The 23,715-nt window shown below is 72.6% G+C and carries 21 protein-coding genes; 8 read left to right on the plus strand and 13 right to left on the minus strand.

Annotation, left to right across the window (positions count from 1 at the left end):
• Positions 1-179: 179 nt before the first annotated feature.
• Positions 180-644: a cysteine hydrolase family protein gene (locus F0U47_RS06175; RefSeq protein WP_149749471.1), complete on the plus strand. Its 465-nt coding sequence runs from the start codon at positions 180-182 to the stop codon at positions 642-644.
• Positions 645-934: 290 nt separating this feature from the next.
• Here the strand turns inward: F0U47_RS06175 and F0U47_RS06180 are convergent, their stop codons facing one another.
• From F0U47_RS06180 to F0U47_RS06195, 4 genes are read right to left on the minus strand one after another with little or no spacing between them, the layout of a single operon-like run.
• Positions 935-1,969 carry an SIS domain-containing protein gene (locus tag F0U47_RS06180; RefSeq protein WP_149749472.1) on the minus strand — a complete coding sequence of 345 codons (1,035 nt, stop codon included), beginning with the start codon at positions 1,967-1,969 and terminating at the stop codon, positions 935-937.
• Positions 1,970-1,982: 13 nt separating this feature from the next.
• A complete protein-coding gene (locus tag F0U47_RS06185; protein WP_246159487.1) occupies positions 1,983-2,162 on the minus strand; it encodes a Trm112 family protein in 180 nt (59 codons plus the stop codon).
• Positions 2,159-3,538, minus strand: coding sequence for a phosphomannomutase/phosphoglucomutase (locus F0U47_RS06190; protein WP_149749473.1), 1,380 nt, complete (start codon positions 3,536-3,538; stop codon positions 2,159-2,161). The genes F0U47_RS06185 and F0U47_RS06190 overlap by 4 nt, the downstream gene beginning before the upstream one ends.
• A gap of 44 nt (positions 3,539-3,582) precedes the next feature.
• The gene (locus F0U47_RS06195; RefSeq protein ID WP_149749474.1) at positions 3,583-3,942 is read right to left on the minus strand and encodes a DUF3499 domain-containing protein; all 360 of its coding nucleotides are present in this window, start codon (positions 3,940-3,942) and stop codon (positions 3,583-3,585) included.
• A gap of 51 nt (positions 3,943-3,993) precedes the next feature.
• Here F0U47_RS06195 and F0U47_RS06200 point away from each other — a divergent pair, with 51 nt between their 5' ends.
• Positions 3,994-4,458 (plus strand): metallopeptidase family protein, encoded by a 465-nt coding sequence (locus F0U47_RS06200; protein ID WP_246159488.1) that lies wholly within the window; start codon positions 3,994-3,996, stop codon positions 4,456-4,458.
• 13 nt (positions 4,459-4,471) lie between these two features.
• Here F0U47_RS06200 and F0U47_RS06205 read toward each other — a convergent pair whose 3' ends face one another.
• The 3 genes from F0U47_RS06205 to F0U47_RS06215 form a co-directional block, all read right to left on the minus strand.
• Positions 4,472-5,920, minus strand: a complete 1,449-nt coding sequence (locus tag F0U47_RS06205) for a DUF5719 family protein (RefSeq protein ID WP_149749475.1) — start codon at positions 5,918-5,920, stop codon at positions 4,472-4,474.
• Entirely contained in the window at positions 5,917-8,805 is a 2,889-nt protein-coding gene (locus F0U47_RS06210) for a glycosyltransferase family 2 protein (RefSeq protein WP_149749476.1), read from the minus strand. The genes F0U47_RS06205 and F0U47_RS06210 overlap by 4 nt, the downstream gene beginning before the upstream one ends.
• A gap of 61 nt (positions 8,806-8,866) precedes the next feature.
• Positions 8,867-9,124, minus strand: a complete 258-nt coding sequence (locus F0U47_RS06215) for a WhiB family transcriptional regulator (protein ID WP_149749477.1) — start codon at positions 9,122-9,124, stop codon at positions 8,867-8,869.
• Between the two features lie 166 nt (positions 9,125-9,290).
• On the opposite strand from F0U47_RS06215, the gene cofD reads away from it, so the two are divergent.
• Genes cofD through F0U47_RS06230 form a run of 3 tightly spaced genes read left to right on the plus strand, consistent with a single transcriptional unit; the run spans position 9,291 to position 12,058 of the window.
• Complete coding sequence (gene cofD, locus F0U47_RS06220) at positions 9,291-10,304, plus strand: 2-phospho-L-lactate transferase (RefSeq protein WP_149749478.1); 1,014 nt, start codon at positions 9,291-9,293, stop codon at positions 10,302-10,304.
• Positions 10,305-10,312: 8 nt separating this feature from the next.
• A complete protein-coding gene (locus tag F0U47_RS06225) occupies positions 10,313-11,260 on the plus strand; it encodes a coenzyme F420-0:L-glutamate ligase (protein WP_149749479.1) in 948 nt (315 codons plus the stop codon).
• Between the two features lie 42 nt (positions 11,261-11,302).
• Positions 11,303-12,058 (plus strand): DUF3105 domain-containing protein, encoded by a 756-nt coding sequence (locus F0U47_RS06230; RefSeq protein WP_149749480.1) that lies wholly within the window; start codon positions 11,303-11,305, stop codon positions 12,056-12,058.
• A 13-nt stretch (positions 12,059-12,071) separates the two neighbouring features.
• Here F0U47_RS06230 and F0U47_RS06235 read toward each other — a convergent pair whose 3' ends face one another.
• Positions 12,072-13,166, minus strand: coding sequence for a mannose-1-phosphate guanylyltransferase (locus F0U47_RS06235; RefSeq protein WP_149749481.1), 1,095 nt, complete (start codon positions 13,164-13,166; stop codon positions 12,072-12,074).
• Positions 13,167-13,266: 100 nt separating this feature from the next.
• Between F0U47_RS06235 and F0U47_RS06240 the strand changes: the two genes are divergently transcribed.
• Positions 13,267-13,989: a TIGR03089 family protein gene (locus F0U47_RS06240; protein ID WP_149749482.1), complete on the plus strand. Its 723-nt coding sequence runs from the start codon at positions 13,267-13,269 to the stop codon at positions 13,987-13,989.
• Between the two features lie 24 nt (positions 13,990-14,013).
• On the opposite strand, the gene F0U47_RS06245 is transcribed toward F0U47_RS06240, so the two are convergent.
• The 4 genes from F0U47_RS06245 to F0U47_RS06260 all read right to left on the minus strand — a co-directional run bounded on the left by F0U47_RS06245 (position 14,014) and on the right by F0U47_RS06260 (position 20,515).
• On the minus strand, positions 14,014-16,128 hold the full coding sequence (locus F0U47_RS06245) for an FG-GAP-like repeat-containing protein (RefSeq protein WP_149749483.1): 2,115 nt from the start codon (positions 16,126-16,128) through the stop codon (positions 14,014-14,016).
• 184 nt (positions 16,129-16,312) lie between these two features.
• Positions 16,313-17,083: an ABC transporter ATP-binding protein gene (locus F0U47_RS06250; protein WP_149749484.1), complete on the minus strand. Its 771-nt coding sequence runs from the start codon at positions 17,081-17,083 to the stop codon at positions 16,313-16,315.
• Between the two features lies 1 nt (position 17,084).
• Complete coding sequence (locus F0U47_RS21780; protein ID WP_246159489.1) at positions 17,085-18,482, minus strand: ABC transporter permease; 1,398 nt, start codon at positions 18,480-18,482, stop codon at positions 17,085-17,087.
• Complete coding sequence (locus tag F0U47_RS06260) at positions 18,479-20,515, minus strand: glycosyltransferase (protein WP_149749485.1); 2,037 nt, start codon at positions 20,513-20,515, stop codon at positions 18,479-18,481. The genes F0U47_RS21780 and F0U47_RS06260 overlap by 4 nt, the downstream gene beginning before the upstream one ends.
• Before the next feature lie 93 nt (positions 20,516-20,608).
• Here F0U47_RS06260 and F0U47_RS21990 point away from each other — a divergent pair, with 93 nt between their 5' ends.
• Positions 20,609-21,772 (plus strand): hypothetical protein, encoded by a 1,164-nt coding sequence (locus F0U47_RS21990; RefSeq protein ID WP_149749486.1) that lies wholly within the window; start codon positions 20,609-20,611, stop codon positions 21,770-21,772.
• A gap of 42 nt (positions 21,773-21,814) precedes the next feature.
• Positions 21,815-23,212 (plus strand): hypothetical protein, encoded by a 1,398-nt coding sequence (locus F0U47_RS06270; RefSeq protein WP_149749487.1) that lies wholly within the window; start codon positions 21,815-21,817, stop codon positions 23,210-23,212.
• On the opposite strand, the gene F0U47_RS06275 is transcribed toward F0U47_RS06270, so the two are convergent.
• Positions 23,187-23,582: an FAD synthase family protein gene (locus tag F0U47_RS06275; protein WP_149749488.1), complete on the minus strand. Its 396-nt coding sequence runs from the start codon at positions 23,580-23,582 to the stop codon at positions 23,187-23,189. The genes F0U47_RS06270 and F0U47_RS06275 overlap by 26 nt on opposite strands.
• Positions 23,583-23,715: the final 133 nt, after the last annotated feature.

Below are 23,715 nucleotides of genomic sequence, written 5' to 3' on the forward strand. Positions count from 1 at the left end.
CCCGCCTCCGGCGGGGCCATCGGCATGCCCAACAGCGTCGGGCTCTGCCGAGCGACTCGACCCGCAGCGCACCGCTCTCGTGGTTATCGACGTGGTGCCTTTCTTCGCCCGCGAATCGGCCTACGTGCGAGAGATCGTTCCGCGGGTGAACCGCATCGCCTCGGCGCTGCGCGACGCCGGTGGTGGCGTGGGTGGTCCCGGGCTACAGCCATCCCACGGCGAAGGACCGTGAGTTCTACGGCACCGATGTCGCCGAGATGTACGCCCGCTCCGGCGACGACCGCGCCCCGATCGACCGGCTGTGGCCCGACCTCGTGGTGGCCGAGCGTGACATCGCCGTCGAGAAGACCGCGTCGAGCGCCTACTTCCCCGGGCGCAGCCCGTTGCCCGCGCTACTCGCGGAGCGCGACATCGACACGCTTCTCGTGACCGGCACGGTCACGAACGTCTGCGTGGAGGCCACCGTTCGCGACGCCAGCACCGAGGGGCTCCGGGTGATCCTGGCTGATGCCTGCGCCGCGATGCGGACCCAGGACCACAACGCCACGTTGCACGTCGTGTATCGGACCTACGGCGACGTCCGGCCCACCGACGAGGTCGTCGAGCTCATCCGCACAGCCACGTCACCGCGCGACCGCCGTTGACCACATCCACCCCCCTCATCCGAGGAGCCGGAGCCGCGTGGGTCTCGCGCGTTGCCTGCAGTCGGTGCCGGGAGGTCGCTCCGGGCCAATCGGGGTGCCGCCGGCAACGAGACCCACCCACCCGTAGCAGCGTCGAACAGTCCGCTGTCCCACCACGCCGGGACCGGCCCGAAAATGGCGAGCCGGCGGCGGGGTCCCCGCTCTTGGCTCGGAGCGACCTCCCGGCACCGCCCCACCCACAGCGCGACACACACGTACGGCGCAGCACACCCAGCCGCGCTCCGCGCGGATCAGTCCTCGACCAGCCCCAACCGGAGGTACTCCGCGGCGTAGGTCCCGTTGAGCAGGAGCGACGCGTAGCGGGCGACCTCACCCTCGGCCTCGGTGGTGACCTTCTCGACGCGCACCTCGCGGGCGCGCGCGGCCTCCTCGAGACGGCCGCGCTGCTCGCGGGCGGCGGGGTCGTCCGAGCCGTCGTCGAGGATGAGGAGGACAGGACGCCGCTCACTCCCCTGCTTGGTGCCGTCGGCGTAGGGGTCGGCGAAGACGTTGCGCGGCCGCGCGGCCTCGATGACCGGCAGCAGGTGCTCGGCGTCGCCGGCGACCGCCGTGCGTCCCGACGTACGACGGATCGACTCGGCGACCCGGCGTGCGGCGCGCGCGGCCAGCACCGAACCGCCCCAGACGACGGGCGAGGCGTCGGCGAGCGAGATGGCCAGCATCTTCGCGGGGTTGATGGAGATGTCGCGCTGCGGCGAGCAGGCGATGGCGACGTCGTCGAGCGCCTCGGCGACCGAGCCCGGGTCGCACGAGGGTCCGAGGGTGACCTGGTGCAGGAAGGACAGCATCACCACGGCCGTCGCGAGCTGGTCGCCGGTGCTGGTGGGCAGCACGCTGGTCCAGCGACCGGCCGCGTGCTGGGCGACGATCGACTCCTCGGGACAGGCCACGACGACCTGGCAGCCGCGGCGGGCGGCCTCGGCGACGGCCGACGCCGTGCCGGTGTCGGAGCCGTCCGGCGCGAGCACGACCACCAGGTCCAGGCTGCCGGCCCAGCCGGGAAGGCCGCCCGACGGCCAGGCGACGAACGGCACCGGACACCACGGCTCGAGGACGGCGCGGAGCAGGCGGGAGTCGGGACCGGCGGCGATGACGGCGCGCGGCCGGGCGTCGGAGGCGCGGGTGACCGCCTCGGCGATCGCGTCCGTCGCGGCACCGGCCTCGCGGCGAACGCGGGCGCCGGACTCGGCGAGGGTCCGCAGGCGCAGGTCGGCGCTGCCGAGCGCGATCTCGTCGTCGAGGCGGGACTCGTCGAACCAGGTCATGGCAGCAGGCCGCTCAGCGGGTCGACCGAGCCTCGTCGACGAGGAGCACCGGTATCCCGTCGCGGACCGGGTAGGCGAGGCCGCAGCCCTGGCAGACGAGCTCCACCTGCTCCCCCTCGGTGAGCGCGAGCTCGCCGTGACACGCGGGGCACACGATGATCGCCAGCAGCTCGGGCGAGATGCCGGCGCTCACTTCCCGCTCCTGATGATCGAAAGGACCTCGTCACGGATCGCGGCCATGGTGGTGTCGTCCTTCCCCTCGGCGTTGAGCCGCAGCAGCGGCTCGGTGTTGGAGGCGCGCACGTTGAACGCCCAGTCGGCGGCGACGACGCTGAGACCGTCGAGGTGGTCGATCTCGACCCCTTCGGCACCGGCGCGGGCGGCGAAAGTCTCTTCCAGCTCGGCGAGCACCGCCAACTGATCGGCGACCTCCGAGTTGATCTCGCCGCTCATCGGGTAGCGCTCGTACTCCGCGAGCAGCTCCGACAGCGGCTTGTCGGTCTCGGCCAGCGCGGCGAGCGCGTGCAGGGCGGCGAGCATCCCGGAGTCGGCACGCCAGAAGTCCCGGAAGTAGAAGTGGCCGCTGTGCTCGCCGCCGAAGATGGCGTCGGTCTCGGCCATCGTCGCCTTGATGAACGAGTGGCCGACCCGGGTGCGCAACGGCTTGCCGCCGAGCTCGGCGACGATCTCGGGCACGGCGCGGCTGGTGATCAGGTTGTGGATGATCGTCGAGCCCGGCTCCTTGGCGAGCTCGCGGGCGGCGATGAGCGCCGTGAGCGTCGACGGCGAGACGCCGCGGCCACGCTCGTCGACCAGGAAGCAGCGGTCGGCGTCGCCGTCGAACGCCAGCCCGATGTCGGCCTGCTCGGCGAGCACCCGCTGCTGCAGGTCGACCAGGTTGGCCTCGTCGATCGGGTTGGCCTCGTGGTTGGGGAAGGTGCCGTCGAGCTCGAAGTACATCGGGACCAGGTCCACCTGGTCGGCGAGCCGCTCGAAGACGGCGGGCGCGGTGTGGCCGGCCATGCCGTTGCCGGCGTCGACCACGACCTTCAGCTTGCGGCCGGCAACGGGGGCGAGCGCGAGCAGGTGCGCGGCGTACGCCTGGAGCACGTCGTGGCTCGAGATCGAGCCGGTGCGGTTCGACCCCGCCGGGGCGCCCTTGACGACGAGGTCGCGGATCTCGGCGAGCCCGCTCTCGAGCCCGACCGGCTGGGCGTACGCGCGGCACATCTTGATGCCGTTGTACTGCGCCGGGTTGTGGCTGGCGGTGAACATCGCGCCCGGCAGACCCAGGTGTCCCGACGCGAAGTAGAGCTGGTCGGTCGAGGCCAGTCCGATCATCGTGACGTCGGCGCCGGCGCTGGTCGCGCCGTCGGCGAACGCGCCGGCGAGGTCCGGCGAGCTGGGACGCATGTCGTACCCGATCACCATCGACGTCACTCCCAGCACCTGGACGTAGGCCCGGCCGGTGGCGCGGGCGAAGTCCTCGTCGAGCTGGTCCGGAACGGTCCCGCGGACGTCGTAGGCCTTGAAGACCGCGTTGACGTTGTCAGGCGAGGTCGTCGACATGACCGCAAACCTAGTGCACGTCGCCAGCGGCGATAAGAGCAGCCTCAGTCGCTGGTGAGCACCCGCAGGTGACCGCGGCGCCCGACCTCGCGACCGGTCTCCTGGGCCGGTGCGGTGGCCGGTGCGCTGACCGGCCGCGCGGCCTCGCGCACGGCGTCGGCGAGGGCGAGCAGGTCGTCCTCGGTGGGGCCGGGCAGCGCCTGGTCGAGTGACAGCCGCAGGACCTCCCAGCCGCGCGGGGCGGACAGCCGCTCGCTGTGGAACGAGCAGAGGTCGTAGGCATGCGGCTCGGCATAGGTCGCCAGCGGTCCGAGGACGGCGGTCTTGTCGGCGTAGACGTAGGTGAGCGTCGCGACCGCGGAACGGGCGCAGGCGGTGCGCGAACAGCGCCGGGCGAGACTCACGCGGCAGACGGTACCCCGTCGCAGGTGGTGTGCCGGATAGGCTCGCGGCTCGTGGAGGACGTGGTGGAGGGGTGGGCCGAGGAGCCCGTACGACGCTCCCGGCGCGACCGCCGCGGCCGGGGCATGCGAGGCCCCGCCGCGATGGGTCACGTCGCGGCCGGCCGGCCCCCCAGGCCCGGCACCCGGCGGGACGCGTTCGACCGGCTGGTGCTCGACATCGTCACCGACATCGAGGAGCGGTGGGCGGACCGGCTCGGCCTGGTGGAGTACGCCGTCGAGGACACCCCGCAGCTGCCCGACGACTGGGAGCCGGGGTCGGTGCCCTTGTCGTCGCTGGTCCGCGGGTCGGGCTCGACGCCGACCCGGCTGGTCGTGTTCCGCCGCCCGATCGAGCACCGCGCCGCGGACCGCGCCGACCTGGAGGCGATGGTCCTCACCGTCCTGGTCGAGCAGGTCGCCGACCTGCTCGGGATCGACCCGTCCCAGGTCGACCCGCGCTACCCAGACGTGGACTGAGCGCGCCGGACCACTACTCCGGACGGACCACAGGGATCTCGGCGTCGACGGCGGCGGCCCGCATCCGCAGCACACCGATCCGGTCCCCGGTCAGCACGACCGTGCCGGCGATCGAGGTGTTCCTCGGGTCGATCGTCACGAGCACGGCGTCGTCGGGGAGCTCGAGGCTGTAGCCGCGGTCGGCGTCGACCTCGACCACCTTCTCGTCGAGGAGCACCTCGCCGCGGGCGTCGGTCGCGGTCACGCGGACGGTGCCGGTCCGCTCGGCACCGGCGAGCGCGAGCAGCTTGGGGCCGGCGGGCACGACCGCGGTCGTGAGCTGGTTCTGCTCGACGGCCGTCACCGGCGCGACCAGCCCGAGGTCGTCGTCGAGCAGCCGCACGGACGCCACGAGCGGTTGCTCCGACACCACCTGGAGCCCGAGGGCGCCTTGGGCCGCCTCCTCCGTGAGCACGTTCGAGAGCGGCACCTGCCGGACGGTGCCGGCGGGGACCACGACGTCGTCGAGGCCGGCCGGCGTGAAGACGGCGCTGTCCGACACGACCCGTACGGTCGCCCGCGCCTCGTCCGCTCCCGGGTTGAAGAGGTGGACCTCCCCGGAGCTGTCGGGGGGCACGCCGAGGAGGAGGTTCTCGGTCGCCGGCTCCGCCTGTGCGGGCAGGAAGTCGATCCGCGGCGTGCCTCGTCCGAGCGGGTCGTAGGTGTGACGCACCGTGGGGACGACGCGGCCCCGAACCACGGTGAGGTGGGCGGCGAGCGTGCCACGGCGCGGGACCAGATCGGACAGGTCGAGGCGCATCACCTGCTGACCGGGCACCCGGATGCCGTGGAGCTCCTCCGCCTCGACCAGCAGGCCGCGCCGGCCGTAGAGCGCGATCTCGACGACGGCCGGGCCGGTGTCGGGGTTGACGAGCTCGATGGACGAGGCGTTCTTGGCAGCGGCGCCGAGGCCGACGTACCACTCGTCGTACGACGGGCCACGGCACTCCGCCGCGGCGCGCGCCTCGCCGGTCCGGCCCGCCACCAGGCCAGGCGCGGCCGCGTCCGTGCCCGTGACGAGGACGTCGCCGTCGGTGGCGACCGTGGTCAGCCGGCCCGACTCGACGTCGACGGGACTGAGCTCGCGCAGGGTCGCCGCGTCGTCGGCGGCAGCGTGGACGGCGACCTCTCCGCCGCTCATCCGGGGCAACCGCGACACGACCACGTCGCCGGCCGTGCTGCTCGACGCCGCCGCGCAGACGACCGAGGCGTCGGTGAGCCGCGCGGCGGACGGCGGGGCGTCCGGGTAGGGCTCGGTGTCGTCGCCGCGGATGAGCGCGACCGCGAGCACGACGACGGTTGGCAGCACCATGCCGAGCACGACGAGGACGTCGACCTTGCGGCTGCTCGCGAGACCGCGGCGGCCCGGAGCCGTCGCCCCGGCCCGGTCCGCCCGGCGGCCCTGCTGCTGCTCGTCGCTCATCGCCTGCTCCTGCGGATCGTCGGGAGGCCGAGCACCGCCACGACCGGGATCGCGAGCGCCTGGAGCACCAGGAGCACGATCCGGGGCCACGACCGCGGGCCCTCGACCGACTCCGGCTCGGGCTCGCGGATCACCAGCCAGGCGCGGGTCGACCGGTCCTCGGCACTCGCCCGGACCAGGCCTGCCGTCGCGTCGAGGCGGGTCGCCACGGCGCCGTCGGCCGGCGCGGGCTGCACGACGTAGCGGATGCCGCGCTCGGTGAGCGCGTCGACGGCCTCCGGCGACGGCGCGGTGGCGATGGTGCCGACCAGTTCGGTGACCTCCTCGTCCTCGGCGGTCAGCGCAGCGATCTCGTCGTCCCCGACCGTCGGCCCGTCGCCCCGCTCGACCGCGTAGGTCAGGCCCCGCGCGACCGTGCCGCGGACGACCAGGATGCCGCGCTCGGAGGCCTTCTCCGCCTCCTGCGACATGTAGACGGGGATGCCGCTCTCCGGGTGGGACTCCAGGTCGTCGCCGCCCGACACCGCGAACCACGCCAGCCCTGCGACCGGGACGATCGCGGCGACGAGGCCGACCACGGCGGTCGCGCCCTGCGCGAGGCGGGGCAGCACGAGCGGCGAGGGTGAGCGGTCGGTGAGGGCGAGGCCCCCGAGGACGGCGGCGGTGACCCAGCTGCCGTGGAGGACCAGGAGCACCGGACCGAGGCCCGCCTGCTGGCTGGCCGCGCCGGTCAGGTCGACGTCCCAGAGGCCGAGCGGCACGGCCACGACGGCCGAGACCGCGGCGACGAGCCAGCACAGGACGACACCGATCCGCGTCGCACGCGGGATCAGCGCCAGCAGGGCGAGCACCGGCAGCACGAGGCCGAGCGCCAGGGGCGCGCCGAGGTCGCCGAACCGGCCGGCGAGCAGGTCCAGGCCGTCGGTCGCCGGAGTCGGCCACCGGCCGACGTCGAGGAACAGGCCGCCGGCCGCGCCCTCCCAGACGGCGGGGAGCCACCACGGCGCGAGCAGCAGCGCCGGCACGGCGAGCGCGGTCGCCGGCGGACCCCAGACCGAACGGTCCCGCACCGCACCGCGGACGACCACGGCCGAGGACGCGACGACGACCGCTCCGAGGACGGCGCAGAGCCACCACATCACCGGTGCGACGGCGGTCAGCAGCGAGAGCAGGAAGCCGACCCGCCAGGCGGCACGCCAGCGGCGCGAGGCCTCGGGCTCGGCGAAGCCGAGGGCGGCGTGCGCGAGCCACGGCAGCAGCGCCGCCGCGACGACCACGCCCCACCGTCCGCTTCCCCACGCCCCCGCGACCAGCGGGACCAGGGCATAGGTGACCGAGCCCCAGAGCAGGAGCCACCGCGGGGCGCCGTACCGACTGATCAGCCGCCCGACCACCCGCAGGAACCGCCAGGCTCCCCACAGCGCGATCGGGGCGGCGGCGACGAGCAGCACCGTCATCGTGGTCACCGTGCCGAGGACCGTCGCGAGGAGCGCCAGCGGCAGGACGTACGGCGGCGCGGGCACCGCGCTGCCGAAACCGACCGGGTGCCAGCTCTCGTAGTGCAGCGCCCACCAGTCGCCGGCGCCGTCCGGGACGGGGGAGAGCGCACCCCCGCTCACCGCGCCGAAGGCGTCCCGCGCGCCGATCACGAACGCGACGGCCGTCAGCGCGAGCGCGACCGCGACCGGGTCGCTGAGGAAGCGGGCGACGATGCCGGTGTCCTCGAACTCCTCGTCCTCGTCGGTCCGGTGACGGGCGACCGGGGGCGACGGGTCCCGCTCGGCCGCCGCGGCGCGGCGCCGCTCGGCCACGTCGGCGGCCTGGTTGGTAGCGGCCCCGGCGAGATCGCTGAGGAAGTCGAGCCCGTGCCGGTAGGGCAGCCACCACGGCGCGAGCAGGCGGCCCACCCGCGCGTGATCGGGCTCGGTGACCTGGCGCTGCCGACGCTCCTTCCGAGCCGCGAGCAGCGCACCGGGTCGGCCGTAGACCGAGACCAGGGCCGCGAGCTCGTCGAGCGCCTCGCCGACCGAGCGGACGACGAGGAAGCCCAGCATCCGGAGCAGCGAGCCGAGCGCGAGCCGGACGACCTGGAGCGGCAGGACCGCCGTGCGGCAGTTGGCGAGCAGGGTGAACAGCGCCGCGCGGCGCTCCTGGTAGTGCGTGTGGCGGCCGGTGAGGGGCGTACGGCGCACGCCCCGGTGCGCGGCCTCGGCGTGGAACACGACGGCCTGCGGCACCACCAGCGTCGTGTGACCCGCCGCGGCGGCGCGCCAGCCGAGGTCGACGTCGTTGCCGAACATCGGCAGGTGCTCGTCGAACCCGCCGAGGCTCTCGAGCACGGAGCGCCGGACGAGCATCCCGGCGGAGTTGACCGCGAGCACCTCGCGGACCTCGTCGTGCTGGCCCTGGTCGTACTCACCGCGCTCGAGGCCGGTCTCCCGCCGGCCGGTGCCGCTCATGGTGACGCCCACCTCGACCAACCGCTTCAGCGACGGCCACTCCCGCAGCTTCGGCCCGAGGAAGGCGGCCTGGGGGTGCCGCTCGGCGGCCCGCAGCAACTGCTCGAGCGCGTCGGGCGCCGGGTTGCTGTCGTCGTGCAGGAGCCAGACCCACTCGGTGGCGGTTCCCTGCTCACGCGCCGCGGCGAGGGCCAGCGCGACCGCCTGCGGGTACGACGTGCGGCCGCTCTCCTGCAGGAGCGTGACCGGCACGGCCGGCTCGGCCGCGAGCGCGGACCGGATCAGCTCGGCGCTGCCGTCCTTGCTGCCGGTGTCGACGGCGATGACGCCGGCGACGGGCGCGGACTGGGAGCGGATCCCGTCCAGCACCGCGGGCAGCCACGACGCGCCGTCGTGGCTGACGAGCACCACGGAGACGTCGGACACGAGGAGCGAGCCTAGCGACGCCAGGCCAGGGCTCCGAATGCGAGCCGCTGTGCGGCTGTGGCTACACCGCCTTCTTCTTCAGCTTGCGACGCTCCCGCTCGGAGAGGCCGCCCCAGATGCCGAACCGCTCGTCCTGCATGAGCGCAGCCTCCAGACACTCCACGCGGACCTCGCAGGTCTGGCAGACCTTCTTGGCCTCGCGCGTCGAACCGCCCTTCTCCGGAAAGAAGGCCTCGGGATCGGTCTGCGCGCACAGCGCGCGTTCCTGCCACCCCAGGTCCTCGGTGTCCACATCCTCTACCAGGAATAGTTCTCTCACCGTTCCGCCCCTTTCGACCCCCGTGTGCCGTGAACGACACTAGTGGAATTACATGCATGTCATACCCACGGAGTCAAGCCCGAATCTGCTATACGCAGTCCGTTATCACCACCCCTTCCGGCCCCCGCGGCCGGGCGTGGCTGCCGGTGCGGGCAGAGTTGCCCTCATGAAGAAGCTGACGGTGCTCTCCGGAGGCATGGGCGGCGCCCGGTTCCTCCAGGGCCTGCTGCACGGGATCACGGCCGGGACGCTGCCCGGCGTGGACGGCGACGCCGAGGTCACGGTCGTGGCCAACACCGCAGACGACTGGTGGGTCCACGGCCTCAAGGTCTGCCCCGACCTCGACACCGTCATGTACACCCTCGGCGACGGCATCGACCCCGACCGCGGGTGGGGCCGCCGCGACGAGACGTGGAGCGCGAAGGAGGAGCTGGCGGCGTACGGCGTCGAGCCCACGTGGTTCGGGCTCGGGGACCGCGACATCGCGACCCACCTCGTGCGGACCCAGCTGATCGACGCGGGCTACCCGCTGTCGAAGGTGACCGAGGCGCTGTGCCGCCGCTGGCTGACGCCGACGTGGGGCGACCGGGTGCGGCTGCTGCCCATGACCGACGACCGCGTCGAGTCCCACGTCGCGGTCGCCGACGCGGACTCGCCGAGCGGGCGCCGGGTCGTGCACTTCCAGGAGTACTGGGTGCGGATGCGGGCCGAGGTGCCGGCCGAGACCGTGGTCGTCGTCGGCATCGACGACTCCTCACCGGCGCCGGGCGTGCTCGACGCGATCACAGGCGCCGACATCGTGCTGTTCCCGCCGTCGAACCCCGTCGTGTCCGTCGGCACCATCCTCGGCGTGCCGGGCATCCGCGACGCGCTGCGGACGACGACCGCGCCCGTCGTCGGCCTCTCCCCCATCGTCGGGGGCAGCCACGTGCGCGGCATGGCCGAGCAGCTCCTGGCGTCGATCGGCGTCGAGGTGAGCGCCGTCGGCGTCGGTCGCCACTACGGGGCGCGGAGCGCCGGCGGGGTGCTCGACGGGTGGCTGGTCGACGAGCGGGACGCAGCCGACGTCACCGGCCTCGAGGAGGCGGGGATCCGCTGCTCCGCCGTCCCGCTGATGATGACCGACCATGCCGCCACGGCGGCGATGGCGGCCGCCGCCATCGAGCTGGCCGCGAGCTAGGACTGCGCATGCCGACGCTGACCGTCACCGCGCCCGACGGGATGCCGGAGGTGCGCGAGGGCGACGACCTCGCCGAGCTCCTGGTCCCGCTCGTCGAGCTCGCCGACGGCGACATCGTCGTCGTGACGAGCAAGGTGGTGAGCAAGGCCGAGGGCCGGGTGGTCGACGGTGACCGCGAGGACTGGATCACGGCCGAGACCGTGCGCCTCGTCGCGCGCCGCGGCCCCACTCGGATCGTGCGCAACCGGCTCGGGCTGACGATGGCCGCCGCCGGGGTCGACGCCTCGAACGTGGCGCGGGGAGCCGTCGTACTCCTGCCGGAGGACCCGGACGCCTCGGCCGCACGGCTGAGGGAGGCGATCGCGGACCGCACGGGCCGCAACGTCGGCGTCATCGTCACCGACACCGCCGGGCGGGCGTGGCGCGAGGGCCAGACGGACATCGCGGTCGGGGCAGCGGGCGTCACGGTCCTGGAGTCGTTCGTCGGCCGGGTCGACGAGCACGGCAACGAGCTGGCGGTCACCGCGCCGGCCGTCGCCGACGAGGTCGCCGCGGTCGCCGAGCTGGCGCAGGGCAAGCTCGGAGGACGCCCGCTCGCCGTGGTCCGCGGACGCGCGGACCTGGTGCTGCCGCCCGGCGACCACGGGACCGGCGCGCGAGCGCTGATCCGCGAGGAGGGCGCCGACCTGTTCGGGTACGGCGCCCGGGAGGCCGTCGTCCGCGCCGTCGGCGGCGTCCCCGCCGACGTGCTGCCGTTCGGGGCGCCGGCCTCGGCGGCGGAGGTGACCGAGGCCCTTCGCCGGGTCGGCATCGACCCCGTGCTCGTCGACGACGGCGAGGTGACCTGCGGGGACCACCGGGCCGAAGCGGTCCGCATCCTCGCGATGGCCCACGGCTGGGAGGTCGGGATCGGCGAACCCGGCACCGATCTCCGGTTGCGCCCCCGCACTCCGTAGACTCACCGCGACCCGCCCCACAACCACCGAGGTAAGCCGCACGTGGCCAAGACCACCAAGTCCGAGAAGTCGGATCGTCAGAAGGTCATCGACGACATCCGGCGCAAGCAGCGCAGCGCCGAGAAGCGCCAGGGCTTCCTCATCGTCGGCGTGTGCATCTTCGCCGCCCTGGTGATCGTCGGCCTCGCCGCGTTCAACCCGGTCCGCACGTGGTGGGAGCAGCGGAAGTACGACAACGAGGCCCTTGCCGATATCGGCGGTCCGGCCTCCGTGTGCCAGGACGTCGAGGAGAAGCCGGCGACCGGCTCCGCCCAGCACGTCCAGCCGGCCCAGGTCGAGTACACCGATGCGCCGCCGGCCTTCGGCGACCACTGGCTCGACGAGAACTCCCCGGCGCCGATCACCGAGCGGTTCTACACCGCGGACGAGCGCCCGGAGCTCGAGACCCTGGTCCACAACCTCGAGCACGGCTTCACGATCCTCTGGTACGACGAGACCGCTGCCGACGACGCGACCATGCTCGGCGAGATCAAGGCGATCGCCGACCGCCTCAACGACAGCGACACCAACAACCGTCTGTCCTTCATCGCCGCTCCGTGGACCGAGGAGGACGGCGAGGAGTTCCCCGACGGGCAGCACATCGCCTTCACCCACTGGCGGGTCGCCGAGGACGACAAGCAGTTCGGCGTGTGGCAGTACTGCTCGGAGCCGAGCGGCGAGGCGCTCGAGCAGTTCATGAAGGACTACCCCTACACCGACGCGCCCGAGCCGATCGGCGGCTACGGCGGCGACCAGTAGGCCCCGACCTGGATCAGGTCAGCTCCGTGCGGCCCTGGTCCTTGAGCTCGGCCACCACGGCCTTGACGTCCTGCGCCCGCTCCCGGGACGCGACGAGCAGTCCGTCCGGGGTGTCGACGACCACGACGTCGTCGAGCCCGATCACCGCGATGACGCGGCCTGACCCGGGCACCACCAGACCCGTCGACTGCTGTGCGAGCACCAGGCCGGAGTCGCCGAGGACGGTGCACTTTCCCTCGTCGCCCAGGAGTGCGGCGAGGGAGTCGAAGTCGCCGACGTCGTCCCAGCCGAAGCTGCCGGGGACGGTCGCGACCCGGCCGGCCGCAGCCGCGGGCTCGGCGACCGCGTGGTCGATCGCGACCTTCGGGAGCCGGGGCCAGAGCTCGTCGAGCCGCTCCGGGTGGGCGGCGATCTCGCGGAGCCCGGCGGCGAAGTCGGGGCTCTGCGCCGCGAGCAGGTCGAGCAGGACACCGGGGCGTACGACGAACATCCCCGCGTTCCACCGGTAGCGGCCGGTCGCGAGGTACTCCTCGGCGACGCTCACCGACGGCTTCTCGACGAACGCGTCGACGACCATCGCCTGCTCGTGCCCGGGAAGAGCCTCGCCCTGGCGGATGTAGCCGAACGCCGCGCTCGGGAACGTCGGCTCGATGCCGATCGTGACCAACCAGTCGTCACGGGCCGCCGCGACCGCCTCGACCACCGTGCGGTGGAACGAGGCGGGGTCGGTGATCACGTGGTCGGCAGCGAAGGAGCCCATCACCAGGTCCTCGCCCCACTCTGCCGCACGCCGCTCGAGGTGGGCGGCGGCCAGGCCGATCGCCGCCATCGAGTCCCGCGGCGAGGGCTCGGCGAGGACGCCCCCGGGCGCGAGCGCCGGCAGCTGGGCGCGGACCGCCTCCTCGTGCGGCCGGCCGGTCACCACGAGGAACCGGTCCCCCACCAGCGGCGCGAGCCGGTCGTGGGTCTGCTCGAGCAGGGTGCGTCCCTGACCGGTCAGGTCGTGGAGGAACTTCGGCGACGAGGACCGGGACAGCGGCCAGAGCCGGGTTCCGGCGCCTCCGGCCGGGACGACCGCCCAGAACCCTTCGATCACGCCGTCCGCCACGTCCGACCCCGATTCCCTTGTTGCCGCTCGGCCCCGGTCAGGGTAGTCCGTCACCTCCCCGGCCCCGGAGACCCGGTCACGTCCTCCTATCCTCGGCACCGTGACCACGTTCGCCACGGTGCTCGCCGACCGCCTCCGCAACGAGCCCGGGCGGCCGCTGGTGACGTTCTACGACGACGCGACGGGCGAGCGGGTCGAGCTCTCGGTCACCACCTACGCCAACTGGGTGGCGAAGGCGAGCTCCCTGCTCGTCGACGAGCTCGGGCTGGAGCGCGGCGACACCCTGCTCGTCGACCTCCCCCCGCACTGGCTGACGCCGATCTTCCTCGGCGCGGCGTGGAGCGCCGGCCTGGTGGTGACCGACGACGAGGACGCGAGCGCCGTCGTGTGCGGCCCCGACCGCGTCGACCGATGGGCGGGCGAGGCGGCCGCGCGCGTCGTGCTCGCCTGCTCGCTGCGGCCGCTCGGCGTCCGGTTCCCCGAGCCGGTGCCGCCGGGCGTGCACGACGTCGGCGTCGAGATCTGGTCGCAGCCCGACGCGTTCATCCCCTGGGACCCGCCGTCGGACGGCGACGACGCGGTCGACCTGGCCGGGCAGCGCCGTACCCAGCAGGAGCTGTGGGAAACGGCCACCGCCGGGACCCTCGTCCCGGACGGCGGCCGCCTCCTCGTCGCCGCGGACCCGGCTTCCCCACCGGTTCTCGCGGCCTACACGGAGCCGCTCGTGAAGGGCGGCTCCCTCGTCCTGGTCACCCGGGCCGACCAGCAGCGGCTCGAGGCGATCCATCTCGCCGAGCACACGACTGCCCGCTTCCCCGCCTGAGCGCCAGGCACCTCACCGAGGTCGTCAGCCGATCATGTCGAACCCCGTGGTGTCGCCCGAGATCGCCACCGGAGCCTTGAACCCGTCCCGGCTGCCGGGGATCACCCACAGCTCGCCGGTGGCGGCGGTGCGAGCGATCAGGTCGCTGTGGCCGCCGAGGTCGACGTCGGCGGTGCCGAGCATCCAGTCGTAGCCCCGGACCGGGAGCGCCAGGCTCTTCTTCTTGGTGAACCCGCCCGGGCCGTTGCCGTAGTAGAGGATGAGCTCGGACCGGGTGCGGATCAGGCTGTCCGGCGCGCCGTCGGCGTCCCAGCGCCCGATCGGGATCTGCTTGCGGCCCTGGATCGACGAGTACGCCGCGAACGCCTTCTTCAGACCCGTCCGGCCGTTGCCCGGGTAGATCATCATCGACCCGCCGTCGGGCTGCCCCATCAGGTCCGGGCGTCCGTCGCCGGTGAAGTCGCCGACCGCCGCGAGCTTGGTGACCCGGCCGAAGCCGGTGGCGAGCCGGGTCGGCGCCGCGAAGCGACCCTTGCCGATCCCCCGGAGGAGCCACAGCACACCGGCGTCCTTCGTGACCAGGTCGCCGTACCCGTCGAGGTCCCAGTCGCCCGCCTTCAGGATCAGCTCGGCGCCCGGCAGCGCGAGGCCGGTCGACACCTTCGCCCCGAGCCGGTAGCCCGTGTCGGTCGGGACGATCGGCCGGATGAACACCTTGCCGTCGACCGCGCGGCGCAGCACCACGTCGGGCCGCTGGGTGCCCACGAGGCTGGACTCGAGCTCGCGGCCGGCCCAGCCCTGCTGGGTCTCGCTCGCCAGCGTCCGGATCCGGTCGATCCGGCGGTAGAGGTTGATGCCCGGACAGGCCGTCGAACCCGCGTCGCGGTGCCCGTTGATCGCCTTGAAGTAGCGCGACGTGACGTACTGACGGCCGTCCCCGGCGCTCACCCCGTGGAGCCCGAGCTTCCACGCGAAGAGCCGGCCGTACGCCCGGAGCATCGCGCGGGACGGCCGCGCCGTCTCGAAGTTGCCGATCGCCGACATCGCGAACGCGTTGTCGTTGTAGCCGAGCGTGTGCGCGCCGACGACCGCACGGTCGATGCCACCGAAGCGGCCCTCCCAGATCCGGCCGAACCGGTCGACCAGGAAGTTGTAGCCGATGTCGCTCCAGCCGTTCCCGTTGACGTGGTAGGCGTAGATGCTGCGGATCATCCCCGGCACCTGGTCGCGCGAGTAGTCGTTGGAGCTGACCGTGTGGTGCACGAAGCCCGCGTGGACCTCGTAGTAGTGGAGCGACGGCGCGTCGCGCATCCGCTCGTCGGCGCCCCACTGGGCACGCGAGAAGATCTTCGGCTTCGGCGCGGCCACTGCGGCCCGGAGCGAGAGGTCGCCCTCGCTCGACTCCGTGGCATCCGCTGCCTCGTCACCCTCGGCGGTGTCGATCTCGGGCAGCTCCCGCGCCGTCGACGTCGCCTCGCCCGGGTCGACGACGGCGAGCTTCATGTCGGCCGGGGCCGCGGCGTCGGTCGCGACCCGGACCTGCACCTGGTCGACCTCGCCGACGAACAGCGGCTCGGTGCCCGGCCGGGCGTTGCGCGCCTCGACGCTGTCGGGGTCCGGGCCGTGGTCGTCGTGGTAGGGCACTTCCGCCCAGCCCGACCAGGCGCCGTCGTCGAAGGTCCGCACGTCGACGGCCAGCGCGTCGTCGGCCACCTCCACGCCGTGCTGCCAGGTCACGCCGACCGCGCCGTAGCCGACCACGGGCACGGCATCGCTGGTCAGCTGCTGACCGCCGGTCGTCGTACGACGGCTGGACGCGCGCAACGCACCGGGCGCCAGCCTCGCGCCTGCCGGGGCGGTCAGGCTGTACTCCGTGACCTTCGGGTCGACGGGCGCCGTCGGCACCTTCGCCGCTTGGAGGTACGCCGCACCGTGCTCGCCGCCCCCAGCTGGCGACGCCGGCCGGACGTCCATCGTGATCGTGCGCGCCGCCGGCGTCAGCGCAGCCAGCACGAGGCCGAGCGCCAGCAGCTGCTGGCACCCGGAGACGAACCGGTTGCGGCGCGCCGTGCGCACGGCGAGCGTCGAGTCGACGGCGTCAGGGGCCTCGACAGCGCTCGGGTCCGGGCTCGCAAGCATGGTGATTCTGCTCCAGTCGTGTGCGGGGAAGGAGTCACACGGGTAGCAACTTTCACACGGGTCACAGAACCTCGGAAGGGTTTCTGAGTAACTACAAACCTGTAATTACCAGCCGACACGCCGACTGTTCCGAGAATTGTCAAGTCGGGCCTGCCGCCGTAGGCGACAGCTCGGCCCAGAGAACTCAGATGTCGTCGCCGGTCTCTTCGTCGGCGAACTCTTCCTCGTCGTCGCTGTCGTAGTGGAGGAAGTGGATCCCCTCGTCGACGCCACCGTCGAAGGCGAGGCGGCCGTTCTCGAGCACGATCACGCGGTTGCACATCTTGCGGACCTGGCCGGCGGCGTGGCTGACGTAGAAGATCGTGCGCCCGCTGTCGCGGATCTCGCGCATCTTCGCCAGGCACTTGCGCTTGAAGGGCTTGTCGCCGACGGCGAGGGCCTCGTCGGCGAGGAAGATGTCGGAGTCGACGTGGACCGCGATCGCGAAGCCGAGCCGGGCGTTCTGGCCCGAGGAGTAGTGGCCGACCTGGGTGTCGAGCCGGTTGCCGAGGTCGGCGAACTCGACGATCTCGTCGAACTTCCGGGCGGTCTCGCGCTCGCTCATCCCGAGGATGGCGGCGTTGAGGTAGAGGTTCTCGCGGCCGGTGAGCTGGGGGTGGAAGCCCGCGCCGGTCGCGATCAGGCCGGCGATCCGGCCCCGGGTGAGGACCGAGCCGTCGTCGGGCTTCATCACGCCGCTGATCATCTTGAGCAGCGTGCTCTTGCCGGACCCGTTGAGACCCATGAGGCCGATGGCCTCGCCCTGCTCGACGGTGAACGACACGTCGTCGATGGCCCGGAAGAGGGTGCTGGTCTCCTGGCCGCGGACCTTCGCCATCGACATCTGCTTGATGGTGCGGTGGTAGCGCAGCTTGAACGTCTTCGTGACGTTCTCCAGGACGATCGAGGTGGTCATGTCAGAGCCGCTCCGGGATCTTGGACTCGAGCTTGCTGAAGACCAGCTGACCGATGACGAGGAGCACCAGGCTGACGCCGGCGACGGAGAGGCCCCAGATCATGAGGTTCGCAGGGAGGTCGGTCCGGATCGTGTGGTCGGGGTCGGGAGTGGTGCCGACCCAGAACGCCCGCTGGATCAGGAGGACGCAGTCGGCGAGCGGGTTGAAGAGGTAGTACTGCGCGGCGCTGCCGAAGCGCTTGTCGACCAGGCTGTAGGGGTAGATCATCGGCACGCTGAACCGGACGAACAGGTGGAGCAGGTCGACCACCTTGCTGAAGTCGCGGAAGTAGACGTTGGCCGCGCTGAACATCAGGGCGCCGGCGGTGCCGAGGGTCATGGCGATGAACAGCCCCAGGCCCAGCGCCGCCATGCCGAGCGCGTCCGGCACCCAGCCGTAGAACAGGCAGGCGACGGTCAGGATCAGCAGCTGCGGCAGGACGTGGAAGAGCGACACCAGCATGGAGGCGACGGGGAACATCTCCCGTGGCAGCGGGAGCTTCACCACGATCGACTTGTTGCGCACGATCGAGCGGGTTCCGGCGCCGAAGGTCTCGGTGAAGAAGTGCACCACGATCAGGCCGGAGAAGACGTGGATGCCGAAGTTCTCGACCTGGTCGTGGAGTCCCAGGATCGTCCCGATCACGAACCAGTAGACGAAGAACTGGCACAGCGGACCGATGTAGGACCAGAGCAGGCCGAGGAACGACCCCTGGTAGCGGGCACTGATCTCGCGCTTGACGAGCAGCCGGAGCAGATAGCGGCGCTGGAACACCGCGAGCAACCCGTTGCCGGCGCTCGGCGCGACCAACGGCACCGACTCGATCGCGGCGGCGTGGGCCTCGCGGGCGGCATCCAGGTCGGCCTGCTGGGCGGCGCGTCGGGCGGCCCGCCGCTCACGACGAGTACGACGACGCTCCTCGGGACTGGCCTCGGAGTCGAAGGGGGGCTCTTCGTCGTACGGCGCCGGCGCAGCGGTCGCCGAGGGCGTGAGCACGGGGACAGCCTCGTCGGTCGGCGGAGGCTCCACGGCCGGGACCGGGGCCGGAGCTGGGGCCGGAACGCCGAGGCCGAGCGACTTCTCGTAGGCCCGGCTCGCCTTCTCGTCCTGGCGCTGCTGACGGCGCTGCCGACGGCGGGTACGACGCGACGGCCGCTCCTCCTCGACCGGTGACGGCTGCGGCGCCGCCGGCGTCAGGGTCGGCGGGAGATCCGCGGGAGGCGGGAGATCCACCGGGGGTGGGAGCTCCGCCGGAGGCGGGAACGCGAAGTCCTGCGGCGCGGCCTCAGGAGGCCGACGGCGGCGGCTCCGTTCACCGGCGTGCTTGCCCACCGCGCGACGCCGGGCGCCGAACCTCATTCGTCGTCGTTGCCTTCGAAGGTCAGCTTCCAGCGCTCCGGCGAGGTGAGCTCGGGCAGGGCCGAGCGCCACCGCTCCGCCAGCTCGTCCCATTCGCGGTAGAGCTTGGCGTGCATCTTCAGGGAGCGCGCCATCTGGTCGCGGAACTGGGCAGGGTCACGGCGGTACCACGACGCGGCGACGCCGTCGGCGGACGACACGATCGCGGAGTCGAAGTGGGCCAGCCGGTACCAGCGCTGGTCGACGTGGGGCACGATCCCCTCGGGATGCTCCCCCGACAGCTCCCGGGTCGGGAGCGCCTGGCGCACCAGACCGGCCGCGGCCATCTTGGCCTTGCCGATGGTCGTCGACGGGACCGGGACGCCCTTGCCCCGCTTCGGTGGCTTCTTGCGCCGGGGGGACGGGAAGGCGTCGAGCTCGGCCTCGGACTTGCCGTCGTCGTACTGGTCGCGCAGCGCGCGGACCTCCTGCAACCGGTGCAGGATGTCGTGGTGCATGCGGTCGGGGCCGTCGAGGACGTCCTGGAGCGCCAGCAGGATGGTCTCGCCCGTGCCGTACTGCATCGACATCAGGCGCTTCGTGTGGTTCTCGAGGGACTCGCGGACCAGCTTGCCGCCGTGGGGGTACGGCGAGTGCAGGAGGCCGGACACGAGCCGGTTGCGCTCGTGGAAGTAAGCCTGCCAGTCGAGCGTGTCGTCCTTCTCGGTCCACGGGACGTGCCACACCGCGACACCAGGCATGGTCACCGTCGGGTAGCCCGCCGCGCCGGCGCGCAGGCCGAACTCGGCATCGTCCCACTTGATGAACATCGGCAGCGACAGGCCGATCTCGCGGATGACCTGGGTGGGGATGAGGCACATCCACCAGCCGTTGTAGTCGACGTCGATCCGCCGGTGCATCCAGCTGGTCTGGCGCAGCGACTTCTTCGAGAAGTCGTGGCCGTGCACGCTGGGCGCCACCGGGCCCCAGAACCAGCGGTACTTCGCGATCGCCTCGCCGTAGGCGTGCATCACGGACCGGTCGTAGAGGCTGAACATCTGGCCGCCGACGAGCGACGGCGTCTTCACCAGGTCGGCGAACGCCACCGCGCGCAGGATGCCCTCGAGCTCGCACACGACGTCGTCGTCGAGCAGCAAGACGTAGTCGGAGGCGCCCATCGAGGTCGCCTCGTTCATGGCCCGCGAGAACCCGCCGGAGCCGCCGAGGTTGGGCTGCTCGATGATCCGCAGCTTGTTGCCGAGCCCCGCGGCCGCCGGCTCGTAGCCCGGGTCGTCGACGACCTTGTTGCTGCCCTGGTCGACCACGACGATCTCGTCGATGATGTCGAGCACGGCCGGGTTGGTCGCGAGGTTGACCAGCTGGGCGACGCAGAAGTCGGGCCGGTTGAAGGTCGTGATGCCGATGGTGATCCGGCCGGTCCGGACCCGCTCGGTCTCGAAGCCCCAGTGGGCGTCCTCGAGCACGAGCTCGCTGTGACCGCCCTCGAGGTCGAACCAGTACCAGCCACCGTCGATGAACGGCTTCAGCGGCAGCTCGAAGGTGACGGTCTCGCCCGCCTGGTTGTCGATGCGCTGCGAGTCGGCCCGGACGACGTGGCCCTTGGCGGTCGACCGGTAGACGATGACCGACCCGTGGCCGCGCACCCGCGCCGTGAGCCGGACGGAGGAGAACTCGGTCCACCGGCGCCAGTAGCTGGCCGGGAACGCGTTGAAGTAGGTGCCGAGGGTGACCCGGCGGTGCGGATCGACCGCGACCCCGGTGGCGTCCTCGGTGATCCGGCCGAACCCGGACATGCCGGCGCCTCCGGCGGACTCGCTCTCGTCGTCCTCGTCCTCGGTGTCCTCACCGGCGCTGTCGAAGTCGCCGCCCGACTGGCGCGACATCGAGTCGCCGCCGGAGGAGAAGCTGGTGATCCCGCTGACGTACAGCGACTGGACGTCGAGCTCCTGGTCGGCGGGGAGGACCAGCCGTTGCACGACCCGGAACCCCTCGTCGACCGGGGCGAGGGAGGTGGCGGTGGCGGCTTCGCTCACGAAGGCGTGTTCCTTTTACTCGGCCGGTGCGGACGGACATCAAGGTAGCAGCGCGGCGGTGGTACACCGTGAATCCCCTGCTAGCCTGCGCCGGTGCCGAATGCGTCACATTCCGGCTCCGGAGGCCCGCGCCTCGTGCTCCACATCGGCGCGATGAAGACCGGGACGACCTTCCTCCAGCAGCTCCTGGCCGACCATCGCGGGGTCCTCGGCGACCACGGCTTCGGCGTGCCGCGCAACCAGGCGCTGGCGCTGCGGGGCGTGCTCAACGGCGCGCCCGCGGCGGACGCCCCCACCCGCCGGGACCGGGCCGCGCACCAGCTGCTCCGCCAGGTCCGGGAGTACGACGGCCGCGCGACGATCGTGTCCTGGGAGTTCCTCAGCTTCCTCGACCGCGCCCGCGCCCGGCGCGTGCTCGACGCCTTCCCCGGCGTGCACGCCGACGTGGTGCTGACGGTGCGCGACACCGCCCGCACGATGCCCGCCCAGTGGCAGACCACCTGCCGCAACGGCACGACGCTCCCCTGGCCGCGGTTCGCCCGCGGGATCGGCGCGTGGCTCGACCACGGCCGAGACACCCGGCCGGCGCGGCTGTTCCGTCGTACCCAGGGCGTGCCGCAGATGCTCGACGTCTGGACCGACCTCGTGGGGCCGCAGCACGTGCACGTCGTGACGGTGCCGCGCTCGACCGACGACCCGCTCCTGCTGTGGCGGCGGTTCGCCGAGGTGAGCGGCATCGATCCGGCGCTCCCCGTCGACCCCGGCGTGCGCAGCAACCCCTCGCTCGGGCACCCGTCCTGCGAGCTGCTCCGTCGCATCAACGTCGCCTTCGGGGGGAAGGTCCCGCCCGGCTGCACCCAGGTCGTCCGGGCGGTCGTCGCCCCGGACCTCGAGGCACGGGCGGGCATCGAGCCCGCTGTCCGCCTGGACGCACACGGACGGGACGTGGCGACGGCCTGGAACCGGATGGTCCGCGACGCGATCACCGCGGCCGGGGTCGCGGTCCACGGCGACCTCGACGACCTCCCCGCGGCGCCCCCGGAGGGGGTGGAGGACATCCACCGCCCGCGGCCGGCGGAGCTGCTGGACGCCGCGGCGACCGCCCGTGCCGGCCTGGCCGGTCTCGGAGCGACCCCGCGGGCCGAGCCACCGGCCGACGTCGACACGGCCGTCGAGGAGCTCGCCGCGATGATCCGCGAGGCCGCCGGGATCGACCTCACGGCCGCCCGCCGCGAGCGGGGTCGCGGGCGGGGGTGAGCGGCAGAGGAGGCTCCGCAAGCCCCTGCTAATCTCCGCCGCATGGCCCTGCGATGGCTGGACCGCGACCGCCGCGACAGGCCCGCACCCATCTACCTCCACATCGGCGGCCCCAGCACCGGTACGACGTACCTCCAGCGGCTGATGGCGGCCAACGCGGACGTCCTCAGCCGCGACGGGTACCTCCTGCCGGGCGAGAGCTGGCGGGACGTCGTGCTCGCCACCCACGACGCGCTGAACACGGCCAAGAAGACCGACCTGGCCGCCGCAGCCGGCGGCCGGTGGGACCGGCTGGCCGAGGAGATGCTCGCGCACCGCGGCAAGGCGACGGTGCTGTCGATGGAGTTCCTCTGCTGGGCCAAGCCCGAGGCCGCCGAGCGCATCATCGCGTCTCTCGGCGACGCCGAGGTGCACGTCATCCTGACGGTGCGCGACACCGCGGCGGTGCTGCGGTCGCAGTGGCAGACCAACTGCCGCAACGGCGCTGAGGTGCCCCTCCGGCGCCTGATCTGGGGACTCCGGCAGGTCGTGGAGAAGGACGGTCAGCCGTCCAGCCGGCCGGAGCGGATGATCGACCGGGCCATGGGGGTGCCCCGGATGGTCGACACCTGGGTGCCGCTGGTCGGCGCCGAGCGGTTCCACGTGGTCACGGTGCCGCTGAGCAGCCCCGACCCGGACCTGCTGTGGAAGCGGTTCGCCGGGGTCATCGGCATCAACGCCGGACGCTGTCGCGAGCGGTCGGTCGAGAGCAACCCGTCCCTGGGGCTGCCGTCCAGCGAGCTGATGCGGCTGCTCAACATCGAGCTCGGCCCGGTGAACCGCACGGACTACCTCCGCACGATGAAGTCGCTGCTCGCCCGCGACATCCTCGGCGAGCGTGCGTCGCAGGAGCGGAAGGTCACCCTCAACCGTCCCGGCCAGAACCTCTCGGCACGGTGGAACGGGCGGTTGCGCACGGCGATCACGACCAGCGGCGTCGACCTCGTCGGCGACCTCGACGACCTCCCGGTCGGCCGGGCCGGCAAGGACGTCCCGGCTGAGCTCGAGGCCCCGACCGACGAGGAGCTGCTGTTCGCGGCGGCGTGGGCGCGCAAGGGCCTCGAGGAGGCCATCGCGTCGCTCGAGGAGAAGGTCGCGCAGCTGCGCGAGGAGCAGGGGTACGACGCCGCGTCGGCCGAAGGCCGCGGCGACCATTCCCCCGACACGTCCCACGACACGGACGACACCGACGACCAGGGCTCCGACGAGGACCACGGGTCCGACGACGACCCCGAGGACGCGGGCCTCGACCGCAACGCACTGCTGGAGCGTCAGCTGAAGGACCGCACGCCCGAGATCCGGCTCGCGCTGACGGAGATCATCGGACTGGTGCGGCGGGCGATGCCGCTCGGCGCCGAGCTGGCGGCAGCCCGGACTAGCGCGTCGAGATCCGCTCGATGACCGCGGTGGTGGAGATGGCGGGGGTCCGGGGCAGGTAGACGACCTCGCAGATGTCGCGGAACTCGTCGAACTTGCCCTCCCAGTCGTCGCCCATCACGAGGACGTCGGCGTCGAAGGCCGTGAGGTACTCCCGCTTGCTCTCGAGCGACTCCTCGAGGAAGACCTCGTCGACGGCCGCGAGCGCACGCACGATCGCCATCCGCTCGTGCTCGGGGAAGACCGGGGCCCGGCCCTTCTTGCGCTCGTTCAGCGCGTCGGACGAAACCCCCACCACGAGTCGGTCGCCCAGCGCCGCGGCGCGGTCGATCACGTTGAGGTGTCCGACGTGGAAGACGTCGAAGGTTCCGAAGGTGAGCACGGTTCTTGGCACGAGATCGGATCCTTCCACGCGGCCGACCGGTAACCCAAACACCGACCCACGACCACGCTCCGCCGGCCACACCTGCGGCCGTTATAGTCTGGCGCTGGTTTCCCGCGTGTCGGGTGCAGCCGCCGAGACACGA

Origin of the sequence: Nocardioides antri (assembly GCF_008373765.1) — a bacterium.
Classification (GTDB): Bacteria; Actinomycetota; Actinomycetes; order Propionibacteriales; family Nocardioidaceae; genus Nocardioides; species Nocardioides antri.

Excerpts from the sequence above, each read along its gene's own strand:
- F0U47_RS06180 (WP_149749472.1), bottom strand. The coding sequence starts at position 1,969 with ATGACCTGGTTCGACGAGTCCCGCCTCGACGACGAGATCGCGCTCGGC.
- F0U47_RS06190 (WP_149749473.1), bottom strand. The coding sequence starts at position 3,538 with ATGTCGACGACCTCGCCTGACAACGTCAACGCGGTCTTCAAGGCCTAC.
- F0U47_RS06205 (WP_149749475.1), bottom strand. The coding sequence starts at position 5,920 with ATGAGCGACGAGCAGCAGCAGGGCCGCCGGGCGGACCGGGCCGGGGCG.
- cofD (WP_149749478.1), top strand. The coding sequence starts at position 9,291 with ATGAAGAAGCTGACGGTGCTCTCCGGAGGCATGGGCGGCGCCCGGTTC.
- F0U47_RS06225 (WP_149749479.1), top strand. The coding sequence starts at position 10,313 with ATGCCGACGCTGACCGTCACCGCGCCCGACGGGATGCCGGAGGTGCGC.
- F0U47_RS06245 (WP_149749483.1), bottom strand. The coding sequence starts at position 16,128 with ATGCTTGCGAGCCCGGACCCGAGCGCTGTCGAGGCCCCTGACGCCGTC.
- F0U47_RS06250 (WP_149749484.1), bottom strand. The coding sequence starts at position 17,083 with ATGACCACCTCGATCGTCCTGGAGAACGTCACGAAGACGTTCAAGCTG.
- F0U47_RS21780 (WP_246159489.1), bottom strand. The coding sequence starts at position 18,482 with ATGAGGTTCGGCGCCCGGCGTCGCGCGGTGGGCAAGCACGCCGGTGAA.
- F0U47_RS06270 (WP_149749487.1), top strand. The coding sequence starts at position 21,815 with ATGGCCCTGCGATGGCTGGACCGCGACCGCCGCGACAGGCCCGCACCC.